Source organism: Puniceibacterium sp. IMCC21224, from assembly GCF_001038505.1.
Classification (GTDB): Bacteria; Pseudomonadota; Alphaproteobacteria; order Rhodobacterales; family Rhodobacteraceae; genus Puniceibacterium.
The window spans coordinates 2113195-2126105 of the sequence record NZ_LDPY01000001.1 but is presented as its reverse complement, the minus strand read 5'-3'; the positions used below and the strand labels follow the sequence as shown (position 1 = coordinate 2126105).

Below are 12911 nucleotides of genomic sequence, written 5' to 3'. Positions count from 1 at the left end.
GTGCTACGCCGCGATCATACTAAACGAAAGAGTTCAGATGCCGCTAAGCATGAGCCGCACGGAATTCATCGCGCTGATCGCGATGATGTTCGCAACCATTGCCTTTTCCATCGATTCGATGCTGCCTGCTCTGCCTGCGATCGGTGCCACGCTGTCACCCAACAACCTGAACGCCGCGCAGCTGGTCATCACCAGTTTCATGCTGGGCATGGGCGTCGGCACATTCTTCACCGGTCCCTTGTCCGACACCTTCGGGCGCAAACCTGTCGTGCTCGCCGGTGTGGCGATCTACATCGTGGCGGCGCTGGTTGCCTCGCAGGCCCAGAGCCTTGAGGTGATGCTGGCAGCGCGGGTGGTTCAGGGGCTGGGTGCTGCGGGACCCCGGGTGGTGGCGCTGGCGATCATCCGTGACCTGTTTGACGGTCGCAGCATGGCGCGCATCATGTCGTTTGTGATGATCATCTTCACGCTGGTTCCGGCGCTTGCGCCCAGCATGGGCGCTGTGATCATTGCTTATTCCGGCTGGCGCGCTGTGTTTGTCGCGTTTGTCGTCTTTGCGATCATCAGCACATTGTGGTTCATGATCCGCCTGCCCGAAACGCTGGCGCCTGAAAACCGACGCCCGTTCCGCCTGTCAACTCTGACCGGCGCGGTGCGCGAGATGCTGTCGCATCCAACCGTGCGGCTGTCGATCGCGGTCCAGTCGCTTAGCTTTGGCATGCTGTTCTCGATGATCTCGTCGACCCAGCAGATCTTTGATGTGACTTTTGGACGGGCCGAGAGCTTTCCCCTGTGGTTTGGCGGTATCGCCATTGCAGCGAGTTCGGCAAGCTTTCTAAATGCGTTGTTGGTGATGCGCCTGGGCATGCGGTTGTTGGTGACGGTGATGCTGGCGGTTCAGTTGGTCATCACCACACTTATGATTACCTTTGAACTGGCCGGGGCGCAGGGAACGCTGTTCTTTGCTGTTTTTGTCGTTTGGCAGGCATCGCTGTTCTTTCAGGCCGGGATGACCATCGGCAATCTCAATGCCATGGCGATGGAGCCAATGGGCCACATCGCCGGTATGGCAGCCAGCGTCACTGGCGCGATTTCGACAGTTGCGGCGGTGATGCTTTCGGTGCCGGTCGGGTTGATGTTCGACGGCACACCGTTGCCGCTGGCCGTGGGTGTGTTCGTCGAAGTCTGTGCCGCGCTCATTCTTATGCTGTACCTGTTGAAAGCCGAACGCGCCGCTGGACTGCGTCCGGTCAGATCGACAGATCAATAAGCTGATGCATCGGCTATGCTGAGCGTCAAAGCCGGGGCCAGAATCAGGGCATCGAGGCTTTTCGCCTGCCGGTCAGCCGTTCGGGTTCATATTGCTTTTATAAGACTGTGTAACATCGCAGACTGTGAAAAAAGCAGCAGCGGCGTGTCGACTGTGCGCAAAATATGCCGCATCGCAGTATGCAAAGGTATACTGTATATCCCGGCAAAGACAGACTAAGCCGGGGCGCCCACACTGCCCCAACACCACAGGAAAGGCCGTGCCGCATGTCCAAGATCAAGGTAGACAATCCAATCGTCGAGATGGACGGGGACGAGATGACCCGGATCATTTGGGATTTCATCAAAAAGAAACTGATCCTGCCGTATCTGGATCTTGATCTGCTTTATTACGATCTCGGGATGGAAGAGCGAGACCGCACCGACGATCAAATCACCATTGATGCCGCCGAAAAGACCAAAGAGGTCGGGGTTGCGGTCAAATGTGCGACAATCACGCCGGATGAGGGCCGGGTTGAGGAATTCGGCCTCAAAAAGATGTGGCGTTCACCCAATGGTACGATCCGCAACATTCTGGGTGGCGTGGTGTTCCGGGCTCCGATCATCTGCCGCAATGTGCCACGACTTGTCCCCGGCTGGACGCGGCCGATTGTGATCGGACGTCATGCCTTTGGGGATCAGTACAAAGCCACGGACATGAAATTCCCCGGCGCCGGCACGCTGACGATGAAATTTGTCGGTGACGACGGGACCGTGATCGAAGAAGAAGTCTACAAGGCACCCTCCTCGGGTGTCTACATGGGGATGTACAACCTTGACGCGTCGATCCTCGACTTTGCCCGCGCGTCGATGAACTACGCGCTCGACATGGGCTGGCCGTTGTATCTGTCGACCAAGAATACCATTCTCAAACAGTATGACGGCCAATTCATGCTGCTGTTCCAAAAGATGTTCGACGAGGAATTCGCCGATAAATTCAAAGAGGCGGGGATCTGGTATGAGCATCGTCTAATCGACGATATGGTGGCCAGCGCGATGAAATGGTCAGGGGGATTTGTCTGGGCCTGCAAAAATTATGACGGTGACGTGCAATCCGACACCGTGGCGCAGGGCTTTGGTTCGCTTGGTCTGATGACATCGCAACTGATGACACCCGATGGCAAGATCGTCGAGGCCGAGGCCGCCCACGGCACCGTCACGCGCCACTACCGCCAGCATCAACGTGGCGAGGAAACCTCGACCAATTCCATTGCCTCGATCTATGCTTGGACCGGCGGGCTAAAGCATCGCGCCAAGCTGGACGGGAACGACGCGCTGCTGACCTTTGCCGCGACGCTGGAAAAGGTTGTCGTCGAAACTGTCGAAGCTGGTCACATGACCAAGGATCTCGCGTTGCTGGTGGGACCGGACCAAAGCTGGCTGACCACCATGGGTTTCCTCGAAAAGGTGGACGAAAATCTGAACAAGGCGCTGTCCTGATCGCAGCGACGCCGCAACCTCGTGATACAAAAATAGCCGACCCAAGGGTCGGCTATTGACGTTCAAATCCAATGGATAACGCAGACCTACAAAATGCTCAGGCGCTGCGGCGTCGGTTTACGCCAAAGCTAAGCAGCGCGGCCAGGCCACCGAACATCAGCAATGCAGCCGATGGCAGCGGAACGGCGGCGACCAGTGGATCGCCAGACCCCGACGCTGGGCCAAGCGCGTTACCCGGTGCAGAAATCGAGTACTGCAGCGTTCCATTGTTGTTGTAGAGTTGCAGGTACAAAGCACCGCCGAATGTCTCGTCCAGAGCAAGGCTCAGAGTTTGGGACGTCGACTGGTTGCCGTGGTTGAAGTTCACATTGCCCAGCGTGGTGCCTTCCCAGGCACTGTACTGCAACGGCGAGGTTTTCCACAGAACAGATCCACCCGCCGAATAGCTGTACCCCTGCGGGCCGATCGGGCTGAAGCTAAGCGTGACGGTCTGCGCCCCGGTTGCGAGACTGGTAAAGGCAAGGAAGTCATGGTCGCCGCCGCCGTTCCAGATCCCGTTGACGGTTGTCGCGCCGGACTCGATGATTGAAAAATTCTGCCAATCGCCAGAGAAATCCCCCCCCGACACAGACGTTTCGTTCACCGTCGACGCTGACACGGACAGAGCACACAAAGGGATCGAAACAAGCGCAAACATTACGCTACGCAGAGCGAGACGGGACATCTGGAACTCATATGACAAGAGGAATTGATGGATCGAATATAAAGGTCAATTTTGTCATTTCCAAGGCTGCAAGCCAAATAGGTTTTTCGTCAAAACAAATTTTGTCCGAGCCCGTATGCCCTCGGATAGGATCGACATTTTTTACGAGTTTTTGACATATTCTTGCGGGTACACCCCCGCTTTGCGCCGCATCATGTGTTGATGCCAATACATAGTTGCTCCTAATTTTCCGAGGCGCAGAGCCGCTGAGGACGGGGGCCGGCGTTATTTCGTGCATTTTGGAAAACCATCCGCGAATCCATGCCAAACAGACCGGCAGATCGTTGACACTGACTGCTCCGACCACGACTGGCTTGGGTATGCTGTTGCTTGATTCGCCCCTGCCCGATCGCCATACAATCGCCGAAGATGTTCAGGGCATTCTGATCGGTACGACCCTTGTCGCGCTGGGAATTCAGTTCCTGCGCGCATCCGAACTTTTCACGGGCCAGATTGCAGGGTTGTCGCTGATCCTGTCCTATCCCACCGGCTGGTCGTTCGGGGCAGTGTTCTTTGCGTTGAACCTGCCATTCTACGTGCTTGCCCTTCGTCAGATGGGGTGGCGCTTTACGGTCAAGAACTTCATCGCGGTCACACTGATGTCGACCATGACCGATATCATGCCATATGCGATTTCGATCAGTCATCTTCATCCGGCGCTTGGGGCGGTGCTGTTCGGGATTCTGGCGGGAATCGGCCTGCTGTCGCTGTTTCGCCATGGAGCAACTTTGGGCGGCGTCGGGATTGTCGCGCTCTGGCTTCAGGACACACGCGGGATCAAGGCGGGCAATACCCAGCTGCTGTTTGATTTATGCGTCTTTGCCGTCGCGTTGCTGCTGTTTCCATGGCAGATCGTGGGGTGGTCGTTGCTTGGGGCGGTCGTGCTGAATCTGATCATCACCATCAATCACCGCCGCGACCGCTACATCGCCAATTCCTGACGACGCAAGACCTCTCTGCACAGGATGTTACAAGAGGAGACGGCTGAGCCAAAAGGTATGATGCTCTGAGCGATCGTTGTCGTTGGACCCGGCGTCTTGTATTCCAGCCTCTTGTGCCGCTTTCAGCTCAGCATCATCCAACAGACCGTCAACCCTGGTATCCATCTCGATACAGGCTCTGACTGTCACCTCTGGGTACCCCGCCCGTACCTCGTCTGCTGGCAGCATGCAGTCGCCATCGTTGTCCAAGTATCCACATCGCGACTGAAACCGGCGAAATTTCCCGATGCGTTCTGATGGTTTAGCTGCAAAAGCGTTCGATGGGTTTTCACCGAACGCCTTTTATCTAGCTCAGCCGATCCGATAGTTCGGGGACTCGCGGGTGATCTGCACGTCATGCACATGGCTTTCCTTTAGCCCTGCGCCGGTGATCTTCACAAAGCTGCAATTGCGGCGCATTTCGTCGACGGTTGCGTTGCCGGTATACCCCATGGCCGCCCGCAAACCGCCCACCAACTGGTGCAGTACCGCGCTGGCTGAGCCCTTGTAGGGCACCTGCCCTTCGATGCCTTCGGGAACCAGTTTATCGCTGGCGGCATCCTTTTGGAAATAACGGTCGGCTGAGCCGCGCGCCATAGCGCCAAGGCTGCCCATGCCGCGGTACGCCTTGAACGACCTGCCCTGATACAGGATCACCTCGCCCGGGCTCTCGTCGGTACCGGCGATCATCGAACCAACCATCGCGCACGAGGCGCCGGCGGCTATCGCCTTGGCAAAGTCACCCGAGAACTTGATGCCCCCATCGGCAATGACCGGAATATCACCAGCTGCTGCGGCGCAATCCATAATTGCCGTCAGCTGTGGCACGCCAACACCCGCGACCATCCGCGTGGTGCAGATCGACCCCGGCCCGATACCAACCTTGATCGCGTCGGCACCGGCACCGATCAACGCCCGCGTCGCTTCGCCGGTGGCAACGTTTCCGGCCACGACCTGAACCTCGTTCGACAGCATCTTGGCCCGTTCGACCGCGCGTGCCACCCCTTCGGAGTGTCCATGCGCCGTGTCGATCACAATCATGTCGACGCCAGCATCCACAAGCGCCTGACTGCGTTCATATCCGGCATCCCCCACAGTCGAGGCCGCCGCCACCCGCAGCCGCCCCAGCCCGTCCTTGCACGCTGTCGGGTTCAGCACTGCCTGTTCGGTGTCCTTCAACGTCAAAAGCCCGGTCAGTCGACCATCCTTGTCCGTCACCAACAGCTTTTCGATCCGGCGCGCCTTCATCAGGCTGATCGCTTCGTCGCGGTCAGCGGGTTCGCGCAGGATCGCCAGATCGTCCGAGGTCATCATCAGACGCACCGGCGTATCGTCCGCCTCAGCAAAGCGCATGTCCCGGTTGGTCACGATCCCCATCACCCGGCCCCTGTCGTCGACAACCGGAAAACCCGTGAAATTGTATCGCTCGATCAGTGCCTTGGCATCGGCCAGCGTCTGATCCGGGCGCAATGTCACCGGGCTATAGACGATCCCGCTTTCAAAGCGTTTGACCCGCCGGACCTCGCGCGCCTGCTGTTCGATATCCAGATTTCGGTGAATGACGCCCATGCCACCGGCCTGCGCCAAGGTGATCGCCATCCGCGCCTCGGTTACAGTATCCATTGCGGAACTCAGTAGCGGAATGTTCAGCCGAATGGCCTGCGTGACACGCGTACGGGTGTCCGCCGTGCCGGGCAGCACAGAGGAAGCAGCCGGAACCAGCAATACATCGTCAAAGGTGAGAGCCTCGCGAATCTCCATGGGAATACCTTTCCTGGGAAACCATCGTTTGGCGCGTCCCTATCGCAGCTTTGCGCGGTCAGGGAAACCCCTATTGCGCCATAGTTGAACGACGGGCGGTCTGTGCTGCCCGATTCGTCGTCTGGTGGGGACACGCGCCGCGATCAGGGGTACAACTGCCCAATTCGCAGGCTGCGCAAAGCGCTTTTGGTTCATGCCAATTCAAGAGATATCCGAGGACCGAAAGCTGCCGTTCGCGGCACTGACCCAATTCAACAGACCGACGCGTTCTGCCCATCAATTCCACGAGGAACCGGCACGCCCAGCCATGGCGGGTTCCTGTATTACGAAGTGCTTGATCTGTTGCAGATCGTGGCCCGCCGCCACAAGATCATTGGCATTAACCTGGTCGAGGTGGCGCCGGATTATGACCCGGCTGGCAGTACGTCGATTCTGGCGGCGCAGGTGCTGCTCAATTTGCTCGGCTTCATCTTTCACGCACAGCCCGCAGAATAGTGCTGAGTTGGGCGTCACGCTGGCGTCTTTTGGCGAAAGTTCGCTGTGCGCGCTGCAATTTGGGGTTGCCGTGACCGACGCATGAGGATTCACTGTGCGCAAAACACCAGAGCAGCCCAGACACACCGGACACCCCCATGCCAAACCCGCTTGCCGGAACGACAATCCTAGACCTGACCCATGTTTTGGCCGGGCCGTTCTGTTCAATGACCCTCTCGGATCTGGGGGCAAGGGTGATCAAGGTCGAACGCCCGCGCATCGGCGATGACACCCGCGCCTTTCCCCCCTTTAAGGAAGGCAAGAGCGCCTATTTTGCCGCCATCAATCATGGCAAGAAATCCATCGCGCTTGACCTTAAATCCGACGCAGACCGTGTTGTTTTCGAACGTATTCTGGCCCGTGCCGATATCATTCTGGAAAACTATCGTCCCGGCGTGATGGAGCGGTTGGGCTATGGCTGGGACACGCTGCACGCAACCTACCCCAAGTTGATCTACGGTGCGGTCTCCGGCTTTGGCCACACCGGACCTGACGCGAAACGGCCCGCCTATGACATGGTGGTGCAAGCACGCAGCGGCGTCATGTCGATCACCGGTGAGGCCGGGCGCGATCCGGTGCGCGTCGGGGCCTCGATCGGGGATATCGTGGCGGGGATGTATCTGACGCAGGGGGTGCTGGCGGCGCTGCTCGACCGCGACCGCACCGGACGGGGGCGCAAGATCGACATCTCGATGCTGGACGGCCAGCTTGCCATTCTGGAACATGCCGTCGCCATAACCACCACCACAGGCAAATCGCCAGTGCCGTCGGGCGCGCGGCACCCGTCCATTGCGCCGTTCGAGACGTTTCATGCCTCGGATGGGTTGTTTGTGATTGCGGCTGGCAATAATGTGCTGTTTGAAAAGTTGTGCGTGCTGCTCAACCTGCCACTGGCCGATGATCCGCGCTTTGCCACCAATCCCGAGCGCTGCAAAAATGTCCGCCTGCTGAAGCGGCTGATCGAAGCGGTGACGATCGACGGAACCAAGGCCGCGTGGATTGCCAGGCTGACCGCCGCGGGTATCCCCACCGGCCCGATCCAGAATATGGAGCAGGTGCTGAAAGATCCACAGATCCTGGCCCGCAATATGGTGGTGGACGTGCTCGATAAACACGGGCGCACCGCCTTCAAGGCCGCAGGAAATCCCATCAAGATGAGCGACTTCGAAGACCGGACCTCGCGCGCGCCGGCCCCGGATCTGGACGGCAACCGCGGCGAGATCTTGCGCTGGCTCGATGGTGGCGACCTGACCTAAGCACTCGTGTTGACCGCCCTCGACCCTGGGCGGTTCCTACACCTGGGGAAAATTATCTGCGCCGCAGCATTTCACGGCTGCACCCTCCCCCCGGCCTCGTGCTAGAAGGACGCGATGACCACCCCGGACCCCGCTCCGCCGTTACCGGCGTCCCTGCTGCGTATGGCGCTGCGGTTGGGCGCTGTGGCGGTGGTCGTCTGGGTGGGATTGCAGGGGCTGGACTGGCTGCACGAAACCACCGACAGTCCGGCATTCAACATGACGGCACTGGGGCTGATACTGCTGGTGTATGCGTTGCTGTTGGCGGTGCCGTTCATGCCGGGTATCGAGATCGGCTTTACCCTGTTGATGATGCGCGGCGCCGAAGCTGCCCCGTTTGTCTGGGCGGCCACCGTGTTGGGACTGATGCTGGCCTATCTTGCTGGGCAATGGTTTTCGCTGCGCTGGATCACCGGCTTGTTGCGTGATCTGCGGATGACCGGCACCGCCGATATGATCGCCCGCCTGAACGACTTGCCCTCAGATCAGCGCCTGCGGTTTCTGTGCCAGCGCGCGCCGGGCTGGCTGACGCCGGTGATCCGGGACTGGCGTTATCTGGCGCTGGCGTTGCTGGTGAATCTGCCGGGCAATGTGGTGATTGGCGGCGGTGGCGGGCTTGCACTTTTGGCCGGGTTCAGCCGGATCTTTGCCGTGGCCGCGACGTTGCTGACCTTTGTGTTGTGTACCGCGCCGCTGCCAGTGCTGGTGTGGTTCTTCGGCGTGCACGTCCTGCCGTGGACCAACTAGCGTTTGAACGGCGTTTTCTGCGCCTGTCGCGCCGCTTGTCGGCTTTCGCTCACCGCCCAAGCGACTATGGTGCGGGCAACACAGGTGCGACACCGGCGCACGACAAAATTTAGGAACACGAGAATGAGCACCGATCCACTGGTCGTCTTTACCCCCTCGGGCAAACGCGGTCGTTTTGCAAAAGGTACACCGGTGCTGACGGCGGCGCGGCAGTTGGGCGTTGACCTTGATTCAGTCTGCGGTGGGCGTGGGATTTGTTCGAAATGCCAGATCACGCCGTCTTATGGTGAATTCTCCAAACACGGCGTCACCGTTGCACCAGATGCGCTGAGCGACTGGAATGCGGTCGAGGCACGGTATGACGAAAAACGCGGCCTGAAATCCGGTCGCCGTCTGGGATGCCAGGCCTGCGTCATGGGGGATGTGGTGATCGATGTGCCACCCGAGAGTCAAGTCCATCGGCAAGTGGTGCGCAAGGCGGCCTCGGCCCGGCCGATCATCATGGATCCCGCCACCCGGCTATATTACATTGAGGTAGACGAACCCGATATGCACACGCCGACCGGCGATTTGGAACGGGTCGCGCGAGCGCTGCGTCAGCAATGGGATGTGACCGGCCTGACGACGGATTTGCCGACACTGGCCCAGTTGCAGCCAGTGCTGCGCAAGGGCGGCTGGAAGATCACAGTTGCTTTGCACAAGACCCGAGCCGACGCGACGCCAACGATGATCGCCGTCTGGCCCGGCTTTCACGAAGGCGGGCTCTTTGGCCTCGCCATCGATCTGGGATCAACCACTATCGCGGCGCATCTGACCAACCTCGAAAACGGTCAGGTCGTCGCGTCGTCCGGGATCATGAACCCGCAGATCCGCTTTGGTGAGGATCTGATGAGCCGCGTCAGCTATGCCATGATGAACCCCGGTGGCGACACCGAAATGACCCGCGCTGTGCGCGAGGCCATCGACGCGCTGGCCGCCGAGATCGCCAAAGAGGCCGGGATCGACCCGTCGCTGATCCTTGAGACGGTGTTTGTCTGCAACCCGGTGATGCACCATCTGCTGCTGGGAATTGACCCTGTCGAATTGGGTCAGGCGCCGTTTGCGCTGGCCACGTCCGACGCATTGAACCTGACCGCGCGGGATCTGGAGTTGGGCACCCTGCCCGCCGCCGCGCAAATCTATATCCTGCCCTGCATCGCGGGACATGTGGGCGCGGATGCGGCCGCTGTTGCCCTGTCCGAAGAGCCGGGAAAATCCGACGATCTGGTGCTGATCGTCGATGTCGGCACCAACGCCGAGCTGCTGCTGGGCAACAAGAACCGGGTGCTGGCCTGTTCATCGCCCACCGGCCCGGCCTTTGAAGGGGCGCAGATTTCCAGCGGCCAGCGCGCCGCCCCCGGCGCAATCGAGGCAATCCGCATCGACCCCGTGACCAAGGAGCCGCGCTACCGTGTCATCGGTTGCGAACTATGGTCGGACGAAGATGGATTTGATGCCGCAACCGCGACCACCGGCATCACCGGAATTTGCGGATCGGGAATTATCGAGGCTGTGGCCGAACTGCGGCTGGCTGGTTTGCTCGACGGGTCTGGCCTGCTGGGATCTGCCGAGCAGACCGGCACCCCCCGCATGGTGCCCGAGGGGCGGACCCATTCTTATGTGATCTTTGACGGCACTGCCGATGACGGTCCGCTGATCACAGTGACCCAGGGTGACATCCGCGCCATTCAGCTGGCCAAATCCGCGCTGTATGCTGGCGCGCGGCTGCTGATGGACGAAATGGGTGTCGATACCGTCGACCGCGTCGTACTGGCCGGCGCATTTGGCGCACATATCTCATCCTTGCACGCGATGGTTCTGGGGATGATCCCCGACGCGCTGCTGGCCAACGTCTCAAGCGCCGGAAACGCCGCTGGCACCGGGGCGCGTATCGCGCTTTGCAATCTTGAAAAACGCGCCGAGATCGAGCGCGTCGTGCGCCAGATCACCAAGGTTGAAACCGCGATCGAGCCCAAGTTTCAGGACCATTTCGTCGCCGCCAACGCGATCCCGCACAAGACCGACACGTTCCCAGAGCTGATGAAGATTGTGACCATTCCGCAGGTATCCTTTAACGCGGGCGGAGACCGCGAAGGCGGCGGTCGTCGTCGCCGCCGCGCCTGATCTTCATCAGTACCAAAAAGTCAGGATACGCACAGTGACAACACAACCCAAGCCCGAACGGGCACCCCGCCGCTGGACGCAGACGGAAACCGGGTAGCGAACGGCGTTGTTGCGTTACTCATAGTTGAGGCGCGATTTCCCCTTTTGGTCCAGCGCTTCCAGAGTGCCCTGCCGTAGTGCCGGGTGGCGAGCAGGGTATCGTTGCGAGCGACCGCGACCGGGCGTCTTCCTTCCAGGGCCTCCCGTTCTTGCGGACCGGGATGATCGCAGTGGCCTGCCGGTCGATGATGGCGGTGTGGCAGCGGGCGGGTGATCGCTTGCTCCTGTGGCAGAGCTAACCGCATGGATTCACGTTATGAATCATTCACGATCAGAGTTGTGTAACAACGCCATGGCGCTGTGTAACGCGACTGAAACGTCGATTAAAGCAGGTCACGACCGCGACGACTTGCGCGTCGACAACAACAAAGATGTTTCGCTGGTCGCAATGCCATCCAATCGGCGGATCCGGCTCAGCACCTCATCCAGCGCTTCAAGCGTCGGGGCCCCTAGTTCCGCAATGACATCCCAGCGGCCATTGGTGGCATACAGGCCGCGCACTTCGGGAAAACCGCTCAGTTGTCGCAGGATGCGATCGGTGCCGCGCCCATCGATCCCGATCATCATCAATCCGCGCACCGGGTCCCGCACCGCATCATCGCGCAGCACAACAGTAAAGCCGAGGATGTCACCCGACGCCCGCAATTTGTCGATCCGAGCGCGTATGGTGGCGCGCGACAACCCCAGCAACCCGGCCAGATCCGACAGTGAGGCCCGGGCGTCATGCCTGAGCGCAGAAATCAACTTGTGATCTGTATTGTCCATTATGCCAATCAGTGCATCCGTTTCGTACAGTTACCAGCCAGAATGCGCGAAATGCAGCCTTTACGCCATCACAAACCGCCACTTACATGCCTGCAACCTCTTGTGAATCAAAGGACCCGAACCATGACGCAACACAACATTCTGCTGATCGGTGCGCCTGTGGACAGCGGCAAGACCCGCCTTGGCTGCCTGATGGGCCCCGACGCCTATCGCACCGCGCGACTCGGTGGTGTGCTCGAAGATCTGGGACACCGGGTCATCGATACCGGCAATGTGGTCCCCGACACCAATTCCCTGACCTCGCGCCCCGGTCTGCATCGCCTTCCCGAGACTGTCGGCTGGACCAGCGCGCTCAGCCGCGCGGCTGAGGCTATGATGACCGAGGGGCTGCCAATCTTTCTTGGAGGTGATCACGCCCTGTCGCTGGGCAGCGTTCATGGCGTCGCCGCCCATGCGAACACCCTGGGTCGCCCGCAATTTGTACTCTGGCTCGATGCTCATTCGGATTTTCACACCACCGAGACCACGGATTCCGGCAATCTGCATGGCACCCCGCTGGCCTATCTGACCGGCCGCAGTGGGTTTGACGACTTCCCGCTAGTGCCACACCCTATCCCCGAGGAAAACGTCTGCATCATCGGCCTGCGATCCGTCGACGGGCCCGAGCGCGCCATGCTGACGCAAAGCCAAATCCGCCGCCATGACATGCGCGACATCGACGAAAACGGTATCGCCAAACCGCTCTCCGCGTTTCTGAGTGACGTTGCCGCTGTGAACGGCATGCTGCACGTCTCGCTCGATGTTGATTTCCTCGACCCATCCGTCGCGCCCGCCGTCGGCACGACTGTGCCCGGCGGTGCCACCGTGCGTGAGGCGCATTTGGTGATGGAAATGCTGCACGATTCCGGGCTGATGACCTCGCTCGATTTGGTTGAGCTGAACCCGATGCTGGATGATCGCGGTCGCACCGCGCATCTGATGGTTGACCTGGCCGCTTCGTCCCTCGGCCGTCGCGTTTTTGACCGCCCCACGCCGCGTTCACTTTGAAGGAATCCC

The 12911-nt window shown here is 59.9% G+C and carries 10 protein-coding genes and 2 pseudogenes; 8 read left to right on the top strand and 4 right to left on the bottom strand.

Going from position 1 to position 12911, the window contains the following annotated elements; translation table 11 throughout:
• Positions 1-37: 37 nt before the first annotated feature.
• Complete coding sequence (locus IMCC21224_RS09785; protein ID WP_047995197.1) at positions 38-1270, top strand: multidrug effflux MFS transporter; 1233 nt, start codon at positions 38-40, stop codon at positions 1268-1270.
• 266 nt (positions 1271-1536) lie between these two features.
• Positions 1537-2748 carry an NADP-dependent isocitrate dehydrogenase gene (locus IMCC21224_RS09780; protein WP_047995196.1) on the top strand — a complete coding sequence of 404 codons (1212 nt, stop codon included), beginning with the start codon at positions 1537-1539 and terminating at the stop codon, positions 2746-2748.
• A gap of 97 nt (positions 2749-2845) precedes the next feature.
• Here the strand turns inward: IMCC21224_RS09780 and IMCC21224_RS09775 are convergent, their stop codons facing one another.
• Positions 2846-3472, bottom strand: coding sequence for a hypothetical protein (locus tag IMCC21224_RS09775; RefSeq protein ID WP_156178211.1), 627 nt, complete (start codon positions 3470-3472; stop codon positions 2846-2848).
• A 359-nt stretch (positions 3473-3831) separates the two neighbouring features.
• Here IMCC21224_RS09775 and IMCC21224_RS09770 point away from each other — a divergent pair, with 359 nt between their 5' ends.
• The gene (locus IMCC21224_RS09770) at positions 3832-4452 is read left to right on the top strand and encodes a YitT family protein (RefSeq protein WP_047997015.1); all 621 of its coding nucleotides are present in this window, start codon (positions 3832-3834) and stop codon (positions 4450-4452) included.
• A 351-nt stretch (positions 4453-4803) separates the two neighbouring features.
• Here IMCC21224_RS09770 and guaB read toward each other — a convergent pair whose 3' ends face one another.
• On the bottom strand, positions 4804-6252 hold the full coding sequence (gene guaB / locus IMCC21224_RS09760; RefSeq protein WP_047995193.1) for an IMP dehydrogenase: 1449 nt from the start codon (positions 6250-6252) through the stop codon (positions 4804-4806).
• Between the two features lie 261 nt (positions 6253-6513).
• Here guaB and IMCC21224_RS27030 point away from each other — a divergent pair.
• The 4 genes and pseudogenes from IMCC21224_RS27030 to IMCC21224_RS09740 form a co-directional block, all read left to right on the top strand.
• Positions 6514-6747, top strand: a pseudogene (locus IMCC21224_RS27030) (arginase family protein); the annotation flags it as partial.
• Positions 6748-6884: 137 nt separating this feature from the next.
• Positions 6885-8042 carry a CaiB/BaiF CoA-transferase family protein gene (locus IMCC21224_RS09750; protein WP_047995192.1) on the top strand — a complete coding sequence of 386 codons (1158 nt, stop codon included), beginning with the start codon at positions 6885-6887 and terminating at the stop codon, positions 8040-8042.
• Between the two features lie 114 nt (positions 8043-8156).
• Positions 8157-8828: a hypothetical protein gene (locus tag IMCC21224_RS09745; RefSeq protein WP_047995191.1), complete on the top strand. Its 672-nt coding sequence runs from the start codon at positions 8157-8159 to the stop codon at positions 8826-8828.
• A gap of 123 nt (positions 8829-8951) precedes the next feature.
• Positions 8952-10991, top strand: coding sequence for an ASKHA domain-containing protein (locus IMCC21224_RS09740; protein WP_047995190.1), 2040 nt, complete (start codon positions 8952-8954; stop codon positions 10989-10991).
• A gap of 146 nt (positions 10992-11137) precedes the next feature.
• Here IMCC21224_RS09740 and IMCC21224_RS27740 read toward each other — a convergent pair.
• Both IMCC21224_RS27740 and IMCC21224_RS09735 read right to left on the bottom strand, forming a co-directional pair.
• Positions 11138-11295, bottom strand: a pseudogene (locus tag IMCC21224_RS27740) (IS5/IS1182 family transposase); the annotation flags it as partial.
• Between the two features lie 128 nt (positions 11296-11423).
• Positions 11424-11855 carry an Lrp/AsnC family transcriptional regulator gene (locus IMCC21224_RS09735; protein WP_047995189.1) on the bottom strand — a complete coding sequence of 144 codons (432 nt, stop codon included), beginning with the start codon at positions 11853-11855 and terminating at the stop codon, positions 11424-11426.
• A 123-nt stretch (positions 11856-11978) separates the two neighbouring features.
• On the opposite strand from IMCC21224_RS09735, the gene rocF reads away from it, so the two are divergent.
• Positions 11979-12902, top strand: coding sequence for an arginase (rocF, locus tag IMCC21224_RS09730; protein WP_047995188.1), 924 nt, complete (start codon positions 11979-11981; stop codon positions 12900-12902).
• The last annotated feature ends 9 nt before the right edge of the window (positions 12903-12911 follow it).

Excerpts from the sequence above, each read along its gene's own strand:
- IMCC21224_RS09785 (WP_047995197.1), top strand. The coding sequence starts at position 38 with ATGCCGCTAAGCATGAGCCGCACGGAATTCATCGCGCTGATCGCGATG.
- IMCC21224_RS09780 (WP_047995196.1), top strand. The coding sequence starts at position 1,537 with ATGTCCAAGATCAAGGTAGACAATCCAATCGTCGAGATGGACGGGGAC.
- IMCC21224_RS09775 (WP_156178211.1), bottom strand. The coding sequence starts at position 3,472 with ATGTCCCGTCTCGCTCTGCGTAGCGTAATGTTTGCGCTTGTTTCGATC.
- IMCC21224_RS09770 (WP_047997015.1), top strand. The coding sequence starts at position 3,832 with ATGCTGTTGCTTGATTCGCCCCTGCCCGATCGCCATACAATCGCCGAA.
- guaB (WP_047995193.1), bottom strand. The coding sequence starts at position 6,252 with ATGGAGATTCGCGAGGCTCTCACCTTTGACGATGTATTGCTGGTTCCG.
- IMCC21224_RS09750 (WP_047995192.1), top strand. The coding sequence starts at position 6,885 with ATGCCAAACCCGCTTGCCGGAACGACAATCCTAGACCTGACCCATGTT.
- IMCC21224_RS09745 (WP_047995191.1), top strand. The coding sequence starts at position 8,157 with ATGACCACCCCGGACCCCGCTCCGCCGTTACCGGCGTCCCTGCTGCGT.
- IMCC21224_RS09740 (WP_047995190.1), top strand. The coding sequence starts at position 8,952 with ATGAGCACCGATCCACTGGTCGTCTTTACCCCCTCGGGCAAACGCGGT.
- IMCC21224_RS09735 (WP_047995189.1), bottom strand. The coding sequence starts at position 11,855 with ATGGACAATACAGATCACAAGTTGATTTCTGCGCTCAGGCATGACGCC.
- rocF (WP_047995188.1), top strand. The coding sequence starts at position 11,979 with ATGACGCAACACAACATTCTGCTGATCGGTGCGCCTGTGGACAGCGGC.